We start from the raw sequence: 18,977 nt of genomic DNA, 5'->3' as shown, positions 1-18,977 counted from the left end.
CCTGCGATGCCCAGCCCCTACCCCGGTTTGGCGTTGCGCGCTGCCTGGCGTGCGGCGGGTTGCATCGCGCTGGCTCTGGCCACCAGCAGCGCATCGGCACAGCTGGCGCGCAAACCATCGATGTATGAGGATGGCCGCGCGCCGCAGGAGCTGATTGCCAGGCCAGGCAACTACTCCCCCGCACAGGCGATGGACCACCACGCCAGCCTGCCCTTTGCCGCCGATCTGCCCAGCCAGGCCGCCTTTGACCAGCTGGCCCGCGTCTACAACGCCGGCACGCCGCTGGCCCAGCCCCATGTGATCTTTGTGGTGGACCGCCAGGCCCAACCTGCGGCCCGGCTGTATTTCATCAACACCCCGCGTTACCAGCTGCACGACCGCTTTCTGCGCGCGCAGGGCTTGCTGCGCGGCGGCAAGGACGCGCTGAACCGCAATTACCGCGACGCGGGGCGCCGCTTCATCCTGGGCACCTTGAGCTGGCAACCGCAGATCGACGGCTTTGTCTACGAATTCTGGGAAGGCGACCAGCTGACAGGCGCCTTGCTGCGCGAAACCCAAGCCCAGCTGCGCAGCCATTTTTTTGCGCCCGTACAGTTCAAGGCCAATGCCAGCGCGCAAGAGCAGGTGGCGGCCGCCGCAGGCATTCCCGCTGTGACGCAAAGTGCGCTGATCGGCCAGCAGCCCTTTTTGCCGCTGAACACTGGCCAGGCCGTGGGCCGTTTGCGCCTGGTGGAGGATATCGACCAGGTGCAGGACCTGCAGTCCAGCGACATCGTGGTGCTGCGCCAGGTACCGATTGCGCTGCCGCCGGTGGCGGGCGTGGTGACCGAGCAGCCATCGACCATGGTGTCGCATGTCAACCTGCTGGCCAGGGGCTGGGGCGTACCCAATGCCTATGTGCGCGATGCCAGCCAGCTGCTGGCAGCACACAACGGCCAATGGGTGCACCTGACGGTCAGCGCCAAGGACTACCAGCTGCGGGCCGCCACCGGTGCCGAACGCAGCCAGGCCCTGGAGCGCACGGCCCTCAAACGCAGCCTGGCGGGCGTCAGTATTCAGACCGACATGCGCAGCAGCGCGCTGCAGCCGCTGGCGGCACTGCGCGCCAGCCACCGCCGCCAGTGCGGGGCCAAGGCCGCCAACCTCGGCGAAGTGCGGCATGCAGGCATTGCCGGGGTCCAGGTGCCCGACGGTTTCTGCCTGCCCTTTGGCGCCTATGCCAGCGCGATGCAGCGTTTTGGCCTGGCGGAAAAAGTGGCCCGCATGCGGCAGCAGCCGGGCTTTGACAGCGATGCCGCGCTGCGCCGCAGTGCCTTGGCCGCGCTGCGTGCCGAGATCGAACAGATGCCGCTGGAGGCCGCTTTTGCCAGCCAGTTGCAGGCGCGCTGGACCAGCCAGCTGCAGCAGGCTGGCGTGTTTGTGCGCAGCTCCTCCAGTTCGGAAGATTTGCCCGGCTTCAGCGGCGCCGGCCTCTACACCACCGTGCCCCATGTGAAGGGCGAGGCGGCCTTGCAGGATGCCGTACGCAAGGTCTGGGCCTCGGTCTTCAACTTCGAAGCCTGGGAGGCGCGCCGCGCCGCCGGCATTGCACAGGACGCTGTTGCAATGGCCGTGCTGGTGCAAAAGGCGGTGGATTCCGATGCCTCGGGTGTGATGGTCACGCGCGATCCGCTGGGCAACACCCCGCACAGCGTCTTCATCGCCGCCAAGCGCGGCATCGGCATCCGCGTGGTGGAAGGCCGGCGGGTCGCAGAGCAGGTGCTGTATTCGCGCCGCAGCAAGGCCGTGCAGGTCCTCAGCCGCTCGGCCGAAGACACCGAGCTGCGGCTGGCACCTGGCGGCGGCGTGCAGGAAGTGGCCGTTGCGCAGCGCCAGGTGCTGAGCGATGCGCTGGTCCAACGCCTGGCCGATGCCGCTGCTGCGGTCGAAAAGCAGTTTGGCGGCCGCACCCAGGATATTGAATGGGCGCTTGCCGGTGACCAGCTCCTGATCCTGCAATCGCGGCCTTTTGTGCAAGCCGCCAACCCCTAGCCCGCAGCCACAGCGAACCGCGCACCGACATGAATGCTTCCACCCCGAACACCCCCGTCACGGTCAGCCAGGCGCTGGCGCAAGCCGCTGCGCTGGGTATCGCCCGCATCGATGCGCAGATGCTGCTGCTGCACCTGTGCGGCCAACCGACCCATGCGCGCGCCTGGCTCATCACCCATGACAGCGACAGCCTGAGCAGCGCGCAGACCGCGCAGTGGCAGCAATGGCTGCAGCGCCGCGCCGATGGCGAGCCGGTGGCCTATCTGACCGGCCATAAAGGCTTTTACGGGCTGGACCTGGCCGTGGACGCCCGCGTGCTGGACCCGCGCCCCGACACCGAAACCTTGGTGGACTGGGCGCTGGAGCTGCTGCCCGATGCGGCACCGGGCCAGCCAGCCTTGCGCCTGGCCGACCTGGGCACCGGCAGCGGCGCGATTGCGCTGGCCTTGCAGCATGCGCGGCCTGCAGCCGAGGTATGGGCGGTGGATGCCAGCAGCGATGCGCTGGCGGTGGCCCAGGCCAATGCAGAGCGGCTGCAGTTGCCGCTGCGCTTGGCGCACAGCCACTGGCTGTCGGCGTTGCAAGGCCCGTTTGACGCCATCATCACGAATCCGCCCTATATCCGCGACGATGACCCGCACATGCCTGCACTGCGCCATGAGCCGCGCCAGGCGCTGACCAGCGGCGCCGATGGGCTGGACGACATCCGCCACATCATTGATGCCGCCCCCCGCTACCTGCGTGACGGCGGCTGGCTGCTGATCGAGCATGGCTGGGACCAGGCGGACGGGGTGCGCGCGCTGTTGGCACAGCGCGGCTTTGCCCAGGTGCAAAGCCGCAACGACCTCGCTGGCATCGAGCGAGCCAGCGGCGGGCAATGGGCTTCCATGAAATAATGGCAACCCTGTCCGCGCTTGATATGTGGCAAACCGCCCACATCTGGGAAGCTGATCCCAGCGCTGATCCGATTACATAGCAACCCACACGCCCCGACGGAGCCCATCCATGAGCGATACCCAACAACGCATCGACCAACTGGTCAAAGGCCATGACATCGTGCTGTTCATGAAGGGAACAGCCAGCTTTCCGCAATGCGGATTCTCCGGCCGTGCCATTCAGATTCTCAAAGCCAGCGGCGTGGAGACCCGTGGTCTGACCACCGTCAATGTGCTCGAAGACCCCGAGATCCGCCAAGGCATCAAGGACTACAGCCAGTGGCCCACGATCCCGCAGCTGTATGTCAAAGGTGAATTCATCGGTGGCTCGGACATCATGATGGAAATGTACGAATCGGGCGAGCTGCAGCAACTCGTGGCGACGCTCTGATTGCGCTGCACCCGGCTTGCCGGGTGTGCCCAGGCCGCCTTTGAGGCGGCTTTTTTGCGCCTGTGCGCTGCTGCTGGCTGCGCTGCGCGGCTCTTTGATGGCGGCACACAATGGCCCCGCCAGCCGCCATAGCCAGGCTGCTGGGGTAAGCTTGGCACCGCAGCACCAACCGCGCCCCGCCCGCCCGCTGTGGGCTTTGGGCGCCTGCTGCCAAAAGCACTTGCCAGTCTCCAGACGGGCATGCGACCATTGAACACGGATTCAATCCGGCGGCGCCCCGCGCGCTGCCCCCGCTTTTGCCGAAAAATGTGAGCAGCCGGTCTGCACTGCTCCTACAAGAACGTCTATGAATCTTACGCAGAGTCTCTTTGTCATTGCCTTGCTGATCAGCTTCAGCGCCTTTTTCTCCATGGCGGAGATAGCGCTGGCCGCCTCGCGCCGCCTGCGCTTGCGGCAGATGGTGGATGACGGAGACCCGCGTGCAGAACGTGTGATGAAGGTCCAGGAGCAGCCCGGTGAGTACTTCACCGTCGTGCAGGTGGGCCAGAATGCGGTGGCCATTCTGGGCGGTATCGTTGGCGAAGGGGCACTCAGCCCCTTTGTCGCGGGCATCGCCAGCCGCTGGCTGGAACCAGCCACCGCGCAAACCATCGGGTTCCTGTTCTCGTTCACCGTGGTCACCTCGCTGTTCATTTTGCTGGCCGACCTGCTGCCCAAGCGCCTGTCGATGGCCGAGCCCGAAGCCTTGGCGCTGCGGGTGCTGCGGCCCATGCAGTGGTGCATGACGATCTTCAAGCCGGTGGTCTGGTTCTACAGCAAGGCGGCCGATGCACTGTTCCGCGTGCTCGGCCTGTCGACGATCCGCGATGAAAAGATCACTTACGAAGACATTCTGGCGATGACCGAGGCGGGCGCCAAGGCCGGTGTGCTGGCCGCGCAGGAGCAGCAGGTGATTGCCAACCTGTTCGAGCTCGACACGCGCACCGTCGGCTCGGCGATGACGCAGCGCGACCGCATCGCCTTCTTCTACCAGGACGACAGCGACGACATCATCCGCGCCCGCATTGCCGAAGAGCCGTTTTCGACCTACCCGGTCTGCGCCGGGGATATCGACCATGTGGTCGGCTATGTGGATGCCAAGGACCTGTTCCAGCGCGCGCTGAACAACCTGCCGATGAAGCTGCACGACGAAGGCCTGGTCAAGAAGGCGCTGGTCATCCCCGACCGGTTGACCCTGGCCGAGGTGCTGCAGCAGTTCCGCCAGGCGCATGAGGACTTTGCGATCATCGTCAACGAATACAGCCTCGTGGTCGGCGTGGTCACGCTCAACGATGTGATGAGCACCGTCATGGGCGACCTGATGGGCCCGGTTGATGAGGAGCTGATCGTGCGCCGTGACGAGACCTCCTGGCTGATTGACGGTATCACGCCGATCGAGGATGTGGAGCGGGCCCTGCTGCTCGATGACCTGCCGCACGCCGACGAGTACGAGACCCTCGGCGGCTTCTTGATGGTGATGCTGCGCCGCATCCCCCGCCGCACCGACAAGGTGTTCTGGGGCAAGTACCAGTTCGAGGTGATCGATGTAGACAGCTACCGCATCGACCAGGTGCTGGTCACCGTCGTGGACCCCAACAAGGTGCCGGATTCGCCGGTACCACCGGCCCCGGGCAGCCTGTTGGCTTGAACACCGGTCCAACCCACACCCGTGCCCATGAAAAAGCCACCGCATGCGGTGGCTATGTTGTGGTCGCAGTGCTGGCAGCTGCCACGGGCCCAAGCTTCAGGCTTCCACCTTGTTCTCGAACAGCCACTGGCGCTGGGCACCGTAGACCAGGTTGGGGTAGGTATCCTTGCCCCGGCTGCCGTTGTAGCGGCCCAGTGCCATGAACAGATCGCCCTTTTCGCGGTCCAGGTAGTGGCGCAGAATCACACAGCCAAAACGCAGATTGGTCTGCATGTGGAAAAGCTTGGCCGGGTCACCATCACCGATCACCCGGGTCCAGAACGGCATCACCTGCATGTAGCCACGGGCGCCGACATTGGACATCGCGAACTTGCGGAAACCGCTTTCGACCTGGATCAGCCCCAGCACCAGCGATTCATCGAGGCGCGCGCGCCGGGCTTCATACCAGACGGTCTGCAGAAAATCGCGGCGCACTTCCCAGTCGGGTTTGCGCCGGCGCAGGCGGTCACTCATCGCGCCCAGCCAGCGCAGGTAGACGATCTTGGCCTCGGTCGAGACAAACACGGGCTCCGGTGGCGCCGCGCTGCCAATGGCGGCCGTCAGCGCCGAGCGCACCGAATCGATCAGCGGCTCCTCCAGCTGGCCACCGGCATGCGCAGCCTGCGGCGCCGCCAGCCAGGCGCCGGGCCCCGCCAACAGCGATGCCATGGCCGCGCGGCGTGATACGCCCGCAGGTAGAGCAATGCGTGAGCCTGACATCCTGGATCAATCCCTCTGGTGAATATTTTTTGCGGCGCCTGGCGGCCGGGCTGCACTTGCAGCCCATGCCCGCATCAGGCCAAGCGGCTGGTGATGAAGCTGAACACCTCGTCCACAGGCACCTTGGTGGCTGCGGTGTCGCGGCGCTGCTGGTACTCGACCATGCCTTCTTGCAGGCCCCGGTCGCCCAGCACTACACGGTGCGGCACGCCAATCAGCTCCCAATCAGCCAGCATCGCGCCCGGGCGCTCGCCGCGGTCGTCCAGTATCACATCGACGCCGGCGGCCAACAAGTCTGCGTGTAGCTTTTCAGCCGCAGTCTTGACCGCTTCGCTGCGGTCCATGCCGATCGGGCAGATCACCACCGTGAAAGGCGCAATCGCATCGGGCCAGATGATGCCGCGCTCGTCGTGGTTTTGCTCCACGGCCGCAGCGGGCAAGCGGGTCACGCCAATGCCATAGCAACCCATTTCGAACTCGCTGGGCTTGCCGTTCTCGGCCAGGAAGGTGGCCTTCATCGCCTTGGAGTACTTGGTGCCCAGGTAGAACACGTGGCCGATCTCGATACCGCGCTCAATGGCCAGCTCGCCCTGGCCGTCTGGCGAGAGGTCGCCGGCGACCACATTGCGCAGATCGGCGACCAGCGCAGGCTCGGGCAGGTCACGGCCCCAGTTCACACCGGTCAAGTGGTAGTCGGCCTCGTTGGCACCGCAGACCCAGTCGGCCATCACGGCCACGTCGCGGTCCACCACCAGCTTGACGGGCTTCTTCAGACCGATCGGGCCCAAGTAACCGGGCTGGCAGCCAAAGTGTTCTTCAATCTCGCTGACGGTCGCAAAACGGAAGTTGGCCAGGCCCTCGACCTTGCCGACCTTGATCTCGTTCATGTCATGGTCACCGCGCAGCAGCAGCAGCCAGACCTGCGAGCTCAGGATGTCGCCCTTGTCATTGGTCTCGTCGGTGGCCAGCACCAGCGATTTGACGGTGTTGGCCAAAGGCAGGTTCAGCAGCTCGGCCACATCGGCGCAGGTGCTCTTGCCCGGCGTGGCCGTCTTGGCCATGGCCTGCGCGGCAGCAGCACGGGGCTGGGTAGGCGCCAGGCTTTCGGCCTTTTCGATGTTGGCCGCGTAATCGCTGTTGGGGCAGTAGACGATGGCGTCCTCGCCGGTCGCGGCAATCACCTGGAACTCTTCGCTCAGATCGCCACCAATGGCGCCGCTGTCTGCGCGCACGGCACGGTACTGCAGTCCAAAGCGGTCAAAGATGCGCTTGTAGGCAGCGCGCATGGTCTGGTAGCTGATCTGGGCGGCGTCGCGGTCCTTGTCGAAGGAATAGGCGTCCTTCATGATGAACTCGCGGCCACGCATCAGGCCAAAGCGGGGGCGGCGCTCGTCGCGGAACTTGGTCTGGATCTGGTAGAGGTTCTTGGGCAGCTGCTTGTAGCTCTTGAACTCCTGGCGCGCGATGTCGGTCACCACCTCTTCGCTGGTGGGCTGGATGACGAAGTCACGCGAGTGGCGGTCCTGGATGCGCAGCAGCTCGGCACCCATCTTGTCGAAACGGCCGGTCTCCTGCCACAGCTCGGCAGGCTGCACCACGGGCATCGTCACTTCGATGGCGCCAGCGCGGTTCATCTCTTCGCGCACGATCGCCTCGACCTTGCGGATCACGCGCAGGCCCATCGGCATGTAGTTGTAGATGCCGGCGCCGAGCTTTTTGATCATGCCGGCGCGGGTCATCAGCTGGTGGCTGGCGATTTCAGCGTCCGCAGGCGCTTCTTTCAGGGTCGAGATGAGAAATTGCGAAGCTTTCATAGTCTATGACAATGGACCTAGTAGTTGCCCCCTTGAAGATGGCTTCAAGGCACAGGCATAATGGACACAGTTTAAAAAATTGGGGTTAGATTATGCTGGACCGAGATGGCTTTAGGCCAAACGTCGGCATCATCCTGCTCAACCAGCGCAATCAGGTGTTTTGGGGCAAGCGCATCCGCACCCATAGCTGGCAGTTTCCGCAGGGCGGTATCGACCGTGGAGAAACCCCCGAGCAGGCGATGTTTCGAGAGCTGCATGAGGAAGTGGGCTTGCGACCGGAGCATGTACGTATTGTGGCTAGAACGCGGGATTGGCTACGGTACGAGGTGCCAGAACGCTTCATCCGCCGCGATGCCAGAGGCTATTATCGCGGACAAAAGCAGATTTGGTTTTTGCTCCAGTTAACGGGGCATGACTGGGACCTGAATCTGCGCGCCACCAACCATCCGGAGTTCGATGCCTGGCGCTGGAATGACTACTGGGTGCCACTGGATGTGGTGGTGGAGTTCAAGCGGGGCGTCTACGAGATGGCGTTGACCGAGCTGTCGCGTTTTGTGCCCCGCCACGATCCGCGCAACCGCTACTTGCGCAGCAATGCGCGCGCGCGTGACGGTGAGCTGCATGAGCCTGACGGCAGCTCTGCCGAGACCTTGCAGGTATCGGTGACCACCACCACGGTGGTGAGCTACCATTCGCCGCTGCGCATGATGCAGGAGATGGAGCTGCCGCCGGGTGCCAGCTTTGACCCGGACCCGGGCAATGCCGGGCGCGATCCGCAACCCAAAGGCGGATGAGCGATCCAAAGCACAAAGCGTCCCTCGGGACGCTTTGTGCTTTGAGCCACAGGTGCATGGCAGGCCGCAGACGGCCTGGTCAATGCCCGGTCAACACCATGTTGTCACGGTGCAGCATCTCCGGCTCACCGGTATAGCCCAGCAGCTGCTCGAACTCCGCCGAGGGCTTGCGGCACAGGCGCCGCGCTTCAGCACTGCTGTAATTGGCCAGGCCACGCGCCAGCTCGATGCCTTGCGGATCACGCACGCCAATCACTTCACCGCGCGAGAACTCGCCATGCACGCTCACCATGCCGATCGGCAGCAGGCTCTTGCCGTCACGGCGCAGCTTTTGAGCGGCACCCTCATCCACCGTGACATAGCCATGCATCTGCAAGTGGTCCATCATCCATTGCTTGCGTGCCTGGTTCTTGTGGGTATCGGCCACCAACAGCGTGCCAATGGCCTCGCCGGCAGCCAGACGCAGCAGCACATTCTGCTCACGCCCCCAGGCGATCACCGTGGAGGCGCCTGAGCCCGCAGCGCGCTTGGCAGCCAGGATCTTGGTCAGCATGCCGCCCTTGCCAATGCCCGAGCCTGCGCCGCCGGCCATGGCCTCCAGCTTCAGGTCGCCAGCCTGCGCCTCGTGCACAAATTCGGCGTCGGGGTTCTTGCGGGGATCGGCGGTGTACAGGCCCTTCTGGTCGGTCAGAATGACCAGCGCATCGGCCTCGACCAGGTTGGCCACCAGCGCCCCCAAGGTGTCGTTGTCACCGAACTTGATTTCGTCGTTGACGACGGTGTCGTTCTCGTTGATCACCGGCACAACACCCAGCTGCAGCAAGGTCAGCAAGGTGACGCGCGCATTGAGGTAGCGCTCGCGGTCGGCCAGGTCGGCATGGGTCAGCAGCACCTGGGCGCTGCCCAGGTTCTGTTCACGCAGCTTGGTCTCGTACATCTGGACCAGGCCCATCTGGCCGACGGCGGCAGCGGCCTGCAGCTCATGGATTTCCTTGGGCCGCTGGTGCCAGCCCAGGCGCTTCATGCCTTCTGCGACCGCACCACTGGAGACCATGATCACTTCGCGCTTGGCGCCCCCTTCACCGTGCACCAGGGCGGCGAGCTGGCGGCTCCATTCAGTGATGGCCCCTTCATCGAGGCCCTTGCCCTCGTTGGTGACCAGACTGGAGCCGACTTTGACGACGATGCGACGTGCGTCGCGCAGAACATTCGATGCCATTTTTGCTTTTTCCGGCATTGCGCCCGTCTCGCAAGCGCAAGCAGCTATCCATCCATGAGAAATCTACGGTGCAGGCCTTGTCGCTCAGTCAGGCAACGAAAAGCGGGGATCGTCCGAGTAGTCGGGTTGCTCCAGCTCTGCGCCGGCTGCGAAGCGCGGATCGACCTCTTGCGGCTCCTGCTCGGCCTTTTGCATCTTGTGCACGAACTGGAAGATCTCCTTGATCAGCGGCTCGCAGCCTTCACGGGTCAGCGCCGAGATCTCGTAGACCGGCCCCTTCCACTTGTAGCGCTTGACAAAGTCCTTGACCTTGGCGGCGCGCTCATCACCGGGCACCATGTCCAGCTTGTTGAGCACCAGCCAGCGCGGCTTGTTGTAGAGCTCTTCGTCGTATTTCTTGAGCTCGCCGACAATCGCCTTGGCCTGCGCGACCGGGTCCACACCTTCGTCAAACGGTGCCAGATCGACAATGTGCAGCAGCAAGCGCGTACGCTGCAGATGGCGCAGGAACTGATGGCCCAGGCCCGCACCGTCCGAAGCGCCTTCGATCAGGCCCGGGATATCGGCAACGACAAAGCTCTTTTCCGGCCCCACGCGCACCACGCCCAGGTTGGGGTGCAAGGTGGTGAAGGGGTAGTCCGCAATCTTGGGGCGGGCGTTGGACACTGCCGAGATGAAGGTCGACTTGCCGGCATTGGGCATGCCCAGCAGGCCTACGTCAGCCAGCACCTTCAGCTCCAGCTTCAGGCTGCGGCGCTCACCCTTCCAGCCCGGGGTCTTCTGGCGCGGCGCGCGGTTGATCGCGCTTTTGAAGCGCAGGTTGCCGAAGCCGCCGTCACCGCCCTTGGCGATGGTGATGACCTCGCCCGGGTTCAGCAACTCAAACAGCACCTCACCGGTCTGTGCATCGGTGATGATGGTCCCCACCGGCATGTGCAAGGTGATGTCCTTGCCGGCGCAGCCAAACATGTCCGAGCCCTTGCCATGTTCACCGCGCTCAGCCTCATGGCGGCGCGAATAGCGGTAGTCGATCAGGGTGTTGAGGTTGACGTCGGCCAGTGCGTACACATGGCCGCCACGGCCGCCATCGCCCCCATCAGGGCCGCCGAATTCCTTGTACTTTTCATGGCGGAACGACACACAGCCATTGCCACCATCGCCAGCTGCAATGTCAATAAACGCTTCATCTACGAATTTCATGGTCGTTATCCACCCGTCCTGGTACAGGAATTACGGGAATTGTTCTGCTGCATGCCGATACATGCAGCCCTGCCAAAACCGCTATTGTCGCACCGGGGCGCCAAGCGGGTCAGCCCAAAAACACCAAAGCCCCGACTGCGCGGGGCTTTGGACAAGGCCATGGAAGGCCTTCAAGACACTTGTCTTGTCTTAAGCAGCCTTGGTGATGCTCACCGTGTGCTTGGACAAAGCGCCCTTGGTTTCGAACGACACGTGGCCGTCCACCAGAGCAAACAAGGTGTGGTCCTTGCCCACGCCGACATTGGTGCCGGGGTGGAACTTGGTGCCGCGTTGACGCACGATGATCGAACCGGCGCTGATCAGTTGACCACCGAAAGCCTTCACACCCAGCATCTTTGGCTTGGAATCACGTCCGTTGCGCGTAGAGCCGCCGCCTTTTTTCTGTGCCATGAGATATAGCTCCTGTTAAGCTGCAATCGCACCGATTTGCAGCTCAGTGAACTGCTGGCGATGGCCTTGGCGCTTTTGATAGTGCTTACGACGACGCATCTTGAAAATGCGCACCTTGTCGTGCTTGCCGTGGGCTACTACCGTAACCGTCACAGTTGCTCCGGACACCAAGGGCGTACCAACCTTCAACTCTGCGCCGTTGCCGACTGCCAGAACCTGGTCGATCACGATTTCTTGGCCTACGTCCGCAGCGATCTGTTCTACCTTGATTTTTTCGCCGGAAGCAACACGATACTGTTTGCCACCGGTTTTTATGACCGCGTACATAAGAACCTCTAAAAGGGGATAGCTTGCAAAGAAATTTCGCAAGAGCCGAAGATTGTAGCACGAGGCTATGAACGACGCAAACCCTGCACGTTTTTGCGCCACAACACCGGCCAGAATGCGCATGCCGAAGACGGACAAGCGGCCATGTCTGCAAGTCGCACTGCTCTCGTTTCTATAATGCAGTATCCATAAAATGCCGAGATAGCCGCCTTGTCCGAGTCCAACACTCCCAACCCGTCCAACCCCTTGAGCCTCGTCGCTGGCGATATGCGACAGGTTGACGCCGTGATTGCCAGGCGCCTGAGCTCCTCCGTTCCGTTGATCGGGGAGGTGTCCCACTACATCATCTCGGCCGGTGGCAAGCGTCTGCGCCCCGCGCTGCTGCTGCTGGTAGCCGGTGCACTGGAATACCGGGGCGAGCAGCATTTCAATCTGGCGGCCGTGGTCGAGTTCATCCATACCGCCACCCTGCTGCACGACGATGTGGTGGACGAATCCACGATGCGGCGCGGCAAACCTACCGCCAACGAGAGCTTTGGCAACGCCGCCAGCGTCCTGGTCGGGGACTTCCTGCACTCGCGCGCGTTTCAGATGATGGTTGACGCCGACAGCATGCGTGTGATGCAGATCCTGTCGGAGGCCACCAACATCATCGCCGAGGGTGAGGTGCAGCAACTGATCAACACCCACAATGTCGATCTGGATGAGGCCGGCTACCTGTCCGTCATCCGCTCCAAGACGGCCAAGCTGTTCGAGGCCAGCGCCCGCCTGGCCGCTGTCCTGACCGAGGCACCTGCTGCGCTGGAAGAAGCCTGCGCCAACTATGGCCGCTCGCTGGGCACCGCCTTCCAGGTGATCGACGATGCACTCGACTACGACGGTGACACGACCGTGATGGGCAAGAATATTGGCGATGATTTGCGCGAAGGCAAGGTCACCTTGCCGCTGATCATTGCCATGCAGCGCGCAAACGCCGATGATAGGCAGATGATCGTGGACGCCATCGAGCAAGGCTCCACGCCCCACATGGCCCATATCGTGCAGGTGGTCAAGGACACCGGCTCGCTGGAGGCCACCCGGGCAGCCGCGGCACTGCAGGCCCAGGAAGCCATCGACTGCCTGGCGCTGCTGCCCCGCAATGCCTATACCGAGGCCCTGACTACGCTGGCATCACAACTTCTGGCGCGCCGGGAGTAACGCAGCGGTCGTCGGGCATCGGCTGGCGTACCCCACAGACTGTCGCAGATCGACTGCACTGGCACAGAATGGCGGGTGCATTTCTTTGTTAAATCTCCGAACAACTGCTACAGTTTGCCGGATTACGCAGCGAGGCTATCGACGATAGGCGTCCCCGTTTACATGGCTGACATCAACACCCCCCAAAAAGCCGTCGCCCTTCCCGGCATCGCCAGAGCGCTGGTAGCCAGCGGAAAGCTTCCTGTTGCCAAGGCAGAGGCGCTGTATGCGACAAGTCTCAAGAGCAAGAACAGCTTCATTGGCGAGCTGGTGGCCAGCGGAGCCGTCTCCGGCAGCGATGTAGCCAGCATCATCTCGACGGTTTATGGCGCGCCGATGGTCGACCTGGATGCGATCGACCTGACCCGGCTGGCCAGCGGCCTGCTCGATACCAAGCTGGCCCTGACCAACAAGATCATCCCGCTGGCCAAGCGGGGCAACCGCCTGGTGGTCGTTACCGCCGATCCCACCGACCATTCGGTGGCCGAGCAGATCAAGTTCTCCACGCAGCTGAGCGTGGACTGGGTGATTGCCGAGCATGCCAAGCTGCTCAAGGCCCTGGAGTCCGTCGCCAAAAAGGGCGGTGACAGCATCCAGGACATGATCACCGGCGACGTCAATCTCAACGAGTTCGAGATTGACGACGAATCGGTGAACACGGAAAGCAGCAGCGGCGACGAGACCGAAGTTGAAGACGCGCCCATCGTCAAGTTCCTGCAGAAGATGCTGATCGACGCATTCAATATGCGCGCATCGGACTTGCATTTCGAGCCCTACGAGCACCAATACCGCATCCGCTTCCGCATCGATGGCGAGCTGCGCGAAATCGCCTCCCCGCCTCCCGGCATCAAGGACAAGCTGGCATCGCGCATCAAGGTCATTTCGCGCCTGGACATCTCCGAAAAGCGCGTGCCCCAGGATGGCCGCATGAAGCTCAAGATCGGCGCCGACCGGGTGATCGACTTCCGGGTCAGCACCTTGCCAACCCTGTTCGGCGAAAAGATCGTGATCCGTATTCTGGATCCGAGCAGCGCCAAGCTGGGCATTGATGCGCTGGGCTATGAGCCGGAAGAGAAGGAGCGCCTGCTCAGCGCCATCAAGCGGCCCTACGGCATGATTCTGGTCACCGGCCCCACCGGCTCGGGCAAGACCGTGTCGCTCTATACCTGCCTGAACATTCTCAATACACCCGCGGTCAATATTGCCACCGCGGAAGACCCGTCGGAAATCAACCTGCCCGGCGTCAACCAGGTCAATGTCAATGAAAAGGCCGGCCTGACCTTTGCGACGGCGCTCAAGTCGTTCCTGCGCCAGGATCCCGACATCATCATGGTGGGTGAAATCCGTGACCTGGAGACCGCAGACATTGCGATCAAGGCCGCGCAGACGGGCCACTTGGTGCTGTCGACCTTGCACACCAACGACGCGCCCACCACATTGACGCGTATGCGCAATATGGGGATTGCGCCATTCAACATTGCCTCCAGCGTGATCCTGATCACCGCGCAGCGCCTGGCACGCAAGCTGTGTCCTGTCTGCAAGCGGCCCACGGAGATTCCGCATGAAGCGCTGCTGGAAGCCGGCTTCAAGGAAGAGGATCTCGATGGCACCTGGATGCCCTACGAGCCTGTGGGTTGCGATGCCTGCAATAACGGCTACAAGGGCCGGTTGGGCATCTACCAGGTGATGCCCATCTCTGAAGAAACACAGCGCATCATCCTGCGTGATGGCAGCGCACTGGAAATTGCGGAGCAAGCCAACCTAGAAAATGTCCGCTCCTTGCGCGCATCGGGTCTGCACAAAGTCAAAAAGGGACTGACCTCCCTCGAAGAGGTCTTAGCCGTCACCAACGAATAAAGCAATGAGGGCAGGGATAAATGGCAACTACAGTCCATAAGAAAACATCGAACGAAGCCGTTTATGAGTGGGAAGGCAAGGACCGCAACGGCAAGATCGTGCGCGGCGAATCCCGCGCGGGCGGAGAAAACCAGGTCATCGCGTCGCTGCGCCGCCAGGGCATTCTGCCGTCCAAGATCAAGAAGCGCCGCATGCGTTCGGGCAAGCGCATCAAGCCCAAGGACATTGCGTTGTTCACGCGCCAGCTGGCCACGATGATGAAGGCCGGTGTGCCTTTGCTGCAGGCCTTTGACATCGTGGGCAGAGGCAGCACCAACCCCAGCGTCACCAAGCTGCTCAACGATGTGCGCAGTGACGTGGAATCGGGCTCTTCGCTGAGCACCGCCTTTCGCCGCCACCCGATGTACTTCAATGCGCTGTACTGCAACCTGGTCGAGGCCGGTGAAGCCGCCGGTATTCTGGAAGGCCTGCTCGACCGCCTGGCCACCTACATGGAAAAGACCGAGGCCATCAAGAGCAAGATCCGCTCTGCGCTGATGTACCCGACCTCGGTGATCATCGTGGCCTTCGTCGTGGTGGCCATCATCATGATCTTCGTGATTCCGGCATTCAAGGAGGTGTTCACCTCGTTTGGAGCCGATCTGCCCGGCCCGACCCTGATCGTGATGGGTATCAGTGATTTCTTTGTCAGCTACTGGTACCTGATCTTTTTTGGCATTGGTGGCAGCATCTATTTCTTTCTGCAGGCCTGGAAGCGCAGCGAAAAAATGCAGCGCACGATGGACCGCTGGCTGCTGAAGGTACCCATCTTCGGCCCGCTGATTGAGAAATCCTGCGTGGCGCGCTGGACCCGCACCTTGTCGACGATGTTCGCCGCCGGTGTGCCGCTGGTCGAAGCGCTGGACTCGGTGGGTGGGGCCTCCGGCAATGCCGTCTTTGCGGTGGCCACGGAGAAGATCCAGCAGCAGGTCTCCACCGGCACCAGCCTGACGGTCGCCATGTCGGACGCACATGTGTTCCCGTCGATGGTGTTGCAGATGTGTGCGATCGGTGAGGAATCGGGATCGATCGACCATATGCTGGGCAAGGCGGCCGACTTTTACGAAGCCGAGGTCGACGAGGCCGTCGCTGGCCTGTCCAGCCTGATGGAGCCCATCATCATCGTGTTTCTGGGCACCATCATCGGCGGCATCGTGGTCTCGATGTACCTGCCGATCTTCAAGCTCGGTCAGGTGGTTTAAGCATGTCCGAAGCGCAATTGAACACAGGGCTGTTTGCCCTGTTGGGCCTGCTGGTGGGCAGCTTTTTGAATGTGGTGGTGCACCGCCTGCCGCTGATGCTGGAGCGCCAATGGCGGCGTGATGCGCAGGACATGCTGGCCGCGGCGGACAGCGTGCAGACGCCAGAGGCAGTGCCTGCGGCCGAACCTAAGGCAGACCGCTTCAACCTCTGGACCCCCGCCTCGCGCTGCCCGCATTGCAGCCACCAGATCCGCTGGTACGAGAATGTGCCCGTGTTCAGCTGGCTGTTTCTGGGCGGGCGCTGCAGCCAGTGCCGCGCACGTATTTCTGTACGCTACCCGGTCATGGAAATCGCCAACAGCCTGCTCTGGGCCTATTGCATCCACCGCTGGGGCCTGGGCCCCACCGGCCTGGCCTGGTGTTTTTTCGCATCGATGCTGCTGACCGCAGCGCTGATTGACTGGGACACGACCCTGCTCCCCGATGACCTGACCTTGCCGCTGCTCTGGGCAGGCTTGCTGTGCAGTGCGATGGGATGGATTGCGGTACCGCTCAAAGATGCGCTGTTTGGTGCCGCCATCGGCTACATGGTGCTCTGGCTGATTTACTGGGCCTTCAAGCTGCTGACCGGCAAGGAAGGCATGGGCTACGGCGATTTCAAGCTGCTCGCGGCGTTGGGCGCCTGGTTTGGCTGGCAGGCGCTGATACCGATTGCACTCTTCTCGTCGGTCGTCGGTGCAGTCATCGGCATCGCGCTGAAGATATTCTCCAGCCTGCGCGAAGGTGGCTACATCCCGTTTGGTCCCTTTCTGGCGGGCGCCGGCTTTTTGGTGATGTGGTTCGGCACCGGCATCGTCGACCGCCTGCTGCAGCCCTGATATGCGCCCGCGCATTGGTCTCACCGGGGGCATTGGCAGTGGCAAAAGCACGGTGGCCCAAGGCTTTGCCCAGCAGGGCTGCTATGTGATCGATGCCGACCGCATTGCCCGCACGCTTACGCTGCCGGGCGGTGCGGCCATCGCCCCGATCGCGGCCCGCATGGGTGCCCATTTCATCGGCGCAGACGGCGCCCTGGACCGTGCACAAATGCGGGACGCTGCCTTCCGCGATCCGGGCTACAAGGCCCAGCTCGAAGGCATCCTGCACCCGCTCATCCGCCAGCAGATCGACCAGCAGTACCAGCATGCCTGTGACACCAACGCGCCGCTGGTGATCTTTGATATCCCTTTGCTGGCTGAGTCCGGCCAATGGAGCCCGAGGCTGGACCAGGTCATCGTCGTCGACTGTCTCGAGCGCACGCAAATCGCACGGGTGCAGCAGCGCAACCAGCTGCCCCAGGCAGCGATCGAGGCCATCATGGCCCAGCAGGCCACCCGTTTGCAGCGCCTGCGCAAGGCCGACTGGGTGCTGTGGAATGAAACGCTGTCGTTACAAGCGCTAGGCGAGGCCGTATTCGACCTATACAATGAATTGATAGCCCACTACCGCCTTCTGCAGCCCGACTGATCCGTGATAGTTTACGAGTACCCCTTCAACGAACGCGTGCGCGCCTATCTCCGCCTGGAGTATCTGCTGCGCAGGCTTGACGTACTCCTGCAGCGCGACACGGACATCGACCACCATTTCGCCATCACCACCTTGTTCGAGGTGATGGATGTCGCCTCCCGCAGCGACCTGAAGACCGACCTGCTCAAGGACCTGGAGCGCCAGCGCCAGCAGTTCAATGCCTACCGCGACAACCCGATGATCGCCGTCGACATGCTCGACAAGGTGATTGGCCAGATCGACGCTGCCCATAGCGAACTGCGTGCCCAAAACGGCAAGCCCAGCCAGCTGCTGATCGAGAACGAATGGCTGATGGCCATCCGCAACCGTACCGGCATTCCCGGTGGCACCTGCACATTTGACCTGCCCAGCTACCACGCCTGGCTGCATGCGGACAGCCAGAGCCGCCGTGCCGATCTGCAAGGCTGGACGTCGTGTTTTGCGCCGCTGGCCAGCGCCCTTATTCTGCTGCTGCGGCTGTTCCGGGATGCCGGCGCCCCCCAGCGCATTGCGACGGTGCGTGGCCAGTTCCAGCAGAACCTTCCCCAGGGCCGTGTCTACCAGCTGCTGCGCCTCAAGATGGACCCCAGCTCCAGCCTGGTGCCCGAGATCAGTGGCAACCGCCTGATGATCTCGATCCGCATGCTGCAAAAGACCGAGAGCGGTCAGCTGGGCCTCACCACGCAGGACGGCCAGTACGAGATGGTGCTTTGCGCTTGATCGGCTAAACGCCTGCAGATGAGGCGGCCAGTACAGGCGCCCTACAATGGCCGGATGAGTTCTTCCGCAGACAACGCGCTCCCCAGCATCCAGTGCCCCCAGTGTGGCGGCCCCTCCAGCTTTGAACGCAGCAACCGGTTTCGCCCTTTTTGCAGCGAGCGCTGCAAGCTGATTGACCTGGGCGCGTGGGGCAACGAAGATTTTCGGGTGCCGGCGCAATCGCCACCGCTGGACCAGCCCTACGGCGATCCGCGCCTGGAAGACTGAGCACCCCGGCCTTATTTCGCCGCAGCCTCTGCCGCCTGGATATAGATGGCGGGGTCAAAAGGCAGACCCCGCTCCTCGCTCAGCCATTGCAGCACGAGGAAAGACCCCTCCAGCACCGGGCTCACCGTCAGCGGCAGTTGCTGCCAGGACATCTGCTGGCCTTCACGCATCTCGAATTCACCCGACCACTGCGTCACCTTGCACCAGTGCAAGCGCACCAGCGCATGGCTGTAGTCATGCTCGGTCACCTTCCAGGCAATGCAGTTGCCGATGCGGATGCCGAGCTCTTCGACCAGCTCACGGCGCAGCGCCTCTTCGACGGTCTCGCCCGCCTCCAGCTTGCCGCCGGGGAACTCCCACCAGCCCGCACGGGGCTTGCCCAGGGGACGGCTCGTTATCAGCAGCGCATTGTCGCTTTCGCGGATCAGCACGCCCACCGCCACGTCGGTATGGCTGCGGGTCTCGGTGGTGTCAGTCTGGCTCATAGGTCTTCATGGGCTGCGC

General features: G+C 62.8%; 18 protein-coding genes and 1 pseudogene. 12 read left to right on the top strand and 7 right to left on the bottom strand.

Annotated elements, in window-relative coordinates; all coding sequences use genetic code 11:
- Window positions 1-6: 6 nt before the first annotated feature.
- From MJ205_RS01125 to MJ205_RS01110, 4 genes are all read left to right on the top strand, one after another.
- Complete coding sequence (locus MJ205_RS01125) at window positions 7-2,031, top strand: PEP/pyruvate-binding domain-containing protein (RefSeq protein ID WP_239810808.1); 2,025 nt, start codon at window positions 7-9, stop codon at window positions 2,029-2,031.
- Window positions 2,032-2,060: 29 nt separating this feature from the next.
- Window positions 2,061-2,927, top strand: coding sequence for a peptide chain release factor N(5)-glutamine methyltransferase (gene prmC / locus MJ205_RS01120; protein WP_239810807.1), 867 nt, complete (start codon window positions 2,061-2,063; stop codon window positions 2,925-2,927).
- 109 nt (window positions 2,928-3,036) lie between these two features.
- The gene (gene grxD, locus MJ205_RS01115; RefSeq protein WP_021027821.1) at window positions 3,037-3,357 is read left to right on the top strand and encodes a Grx4 family monothiol glutaredoxin; all 321 of its coding nucleotides are present in this window, start codon (window positions 3,037-3,039) and stop codon (window positions 3,355-3,357) included.
- 346 nt (window positions 3,358-3,703) lie between these two features.
- Window positions 3,704-5,044, top strand: a complete 1,341-nt coding sequence (locus tag MJ205_RS01110) for a hemolysin family protein (RefSeq protein WP_239810806.1) — start codon at window positions 3,704-3,706, stop codon at window positions 5,042-5,044.
- A 96-nt stretch (window positions 5,045-5,140) separates the two neighbouring features.
- Here MJ205_RS01110 and MJ205_RS01105 read toward each other — a convergent pair whose 3' ends face one another.
- Window positions 5,141-5,752, bottom strand: a complete 612-nt coding sequence (locus MJ205_RS01105; RefSeq protein ID WP_239810805.1) for a lytic transglycosylase domain-containing protein — start codon at window positions 5,750-5,752, stop codon at window positions 5,141-5,143.
- 125 nt (window positions 5,753-5,877) lie between these two features.
- Complete coding sequence (locus MJ205_RS01100; protein ID WP_239810804.1) at window positions 5,878-7,617, bottom strand: proline--tRNA ligase; 1,740 nt, start codon at window positions 7,615-7,617, stop codon at window positions 5,878-5,880.
- A 92-nt stretch (window positions 7,618-7,709) separates the two neighbouring features.
- Here MJ205_RS01100 and MJ205_RS01095 point away from each other — a divergent pair.
- A pseudogene (locus MJ205_RS01095) lies at window positions 7,710-8,256 on the top strand (RNA pyrophosphohydrolase); the annotation flags it as partial.
- Between the two features lie 234 nt (window positions 8,257-8,490).
- Here MJ205_RS01095 and proB read toward each other — a convergent pair.
- From proB to rplU, 4 genes are all read right to left on the bottom strand, one after another.
- A complete protein-coding gene (gene proB, locus MJ205_RS01090; protein ID WP_239810802.1) occupies window positions 8,491-9,630 on the bottom strand; it encodes a glutamate 5-kinase in 1,140 nt (379 codons plus the stop codon).
- Window positions 9,631-9,714: 84 nt separating this feature from the next.
- A complete protein-coding gene (gene cgtA, locus MJ205_RS01085) occupies window positions 9,715-10,830 on the bottom strand; it encodes an Obg family GTPase CgtA (RefSeq protein WP_239810801.1) in 1,116 nt (371 codons plus the stop codon).
- Between the two features lie 189 nt (window positions 10,831-11,019).
- Complete coding sequence (rpmA, locus tag MJ205_RS01080) at window positions 11,020-11,280, bottom strand: 50S ribosomal protein L27 (protein ID WP_021027814.1); 261 nt, start codon at window positions 11,278-11,280, stop codon at window positions 11,020-11,022.
- A gap of 15 nt (window positions 11,281-11,295) precedes the next feature.
- Window positions 11,296-11,607, bottom strand: a complete 312-nt coding sequence (gene rplU / locus MJ205_RS01075) for a 50S ribosomal protein L21 (RefSeq protein ID WP_092832020.1) — start codon at window positions 11,605-11,607, stop codon at window positions 11,296-11,298.
- A 267-nt stretch (window positions 11,608-11,874) separates the two neighbouring features.
- Here rplU and MJ205_RS01070 point away from each other — a divergent pair, with 267 nt between their 5' ends.
- The 7 genes from MJ205_RS01070 (at window position 11,875) to MJ205_RS01040 (ending at window position 18,473) form a co-directional block, all read left to right on the top strand.
- On the top strand, window positions 11,875-12,804 hold the full coding sequence (locus tag MJ205_RS01070; protein WP_239812627.1) for a polyprenyl synthetase family protein: 930 nt from the start codon (window positions 11,875-11,877) through the stop codon (window positions 12,802-12,804).
- 162 nt (window positions 12,805-12,966) lie between these two features.
- On the top strand, window positions 12,967-14,700 hold the full coding sequence (pilB, locus tag MJ205_RS01065; RefSeq protein ID WP_239810800.1) for a type IV-A pilus assembly ATPase PilB: 1,734 nt from the start codon (window positions 12,967-12,969) through the stop codon (window positions 14,698-14,700).
- A gap of 20 nt (window positions 14,701-14,720) precedes the next feature.
- Window positions 14,721-15,941, top strand: coding sequence for a type II secretion system F family protein (locus MJ205_RS01060; RefSeq protein ID WP_239810799.1), 1,221 nt, complete (start codon window positions 14,721-14,723; stop codon window positions 15,939-15,941).
- Between the two features lie 2 nt (window positions 15,942-15,943).
- Window positions 15,944-16,819, top strand: a complete 876-nt coding sequence (locus MJ205_RS01055) for a prepilin peptidase (protein WP_239810798.1) — start codon at window positions 15,944-15,946, stop codon at window positions 16,817-16,819.
- A gap of 1 nt (window position 16,820) precedes the next feature.
- The gene (coaE, locus tag MJ205_RS01050; RefSeq protein WP_239810797.1) at window positions 16,821-17,447 is read left to right on the top strand and encodes a dephospho-CoA kinase; all 627 of its coding nucleotides are present in this window, start codon (window positions 16,821-16,823) and stop codon (window positions 17,445-17,447) included.
- Between the two features lie 3 nt (window positions 17,448-17,450).
- Window positions 17,451-18,206, top strand: coding sequence for a cell division protein ZapD (gene zapD, locus MJ205_RS01045; protein ID WP_239810796.1), 756 nt, complete (start codon window positions 17,451-17,453; stop codon window positions 18,204-18,206).
- A 54-nt stretch (window positions 18,207-18,260) separates the two neighbouring features.
- Window positions 18,261-18,473, top strand: coding sequence for a DNA gyrase inhibitor YacG (locus tag MJ205_RS01040; protein WP_021027806.1), 213 nt, complete (start codon window positions 18,261-18,263; stop codon window positions 18,471-18,473).
- Between the two features lie 11 nt (window positions 18,474-18,484).
- On the opposite strand, the gene MJ205_RS01035 is transcribed toward MJ205_RS01040, so the two are convergent.
- Window positions 18,485-18,958, bottom strand: a complete 474-nt coding sequence (locus tag MJ205_RS01035) for an NUDIX domain-containing protein (RefSeq protein WP_239810795.1) — start codon at window positions 18,956-18,958, stop codon at window positions 18,485-18,487.
- Window positions 18,959-18,977: the final 19 nt, after the last annotated feature.

Source organism: Comamonas sp. B21-038, assembly GCF_022387135.1.
In the GTDB taxonomy this organism is placed as follows: domain Bacteria; phylum Pseudomonadota; class Gammaproteobacteria; order Burkholderiales; family Burkholderiaceae_C; genus Comamonas; species Comamonas sediminis.
The sequence above is the reverse complement of the archived record's forward strand: the minus strand, read 5'-3'. Positions and strand labels throughout refer to the sequence as shown.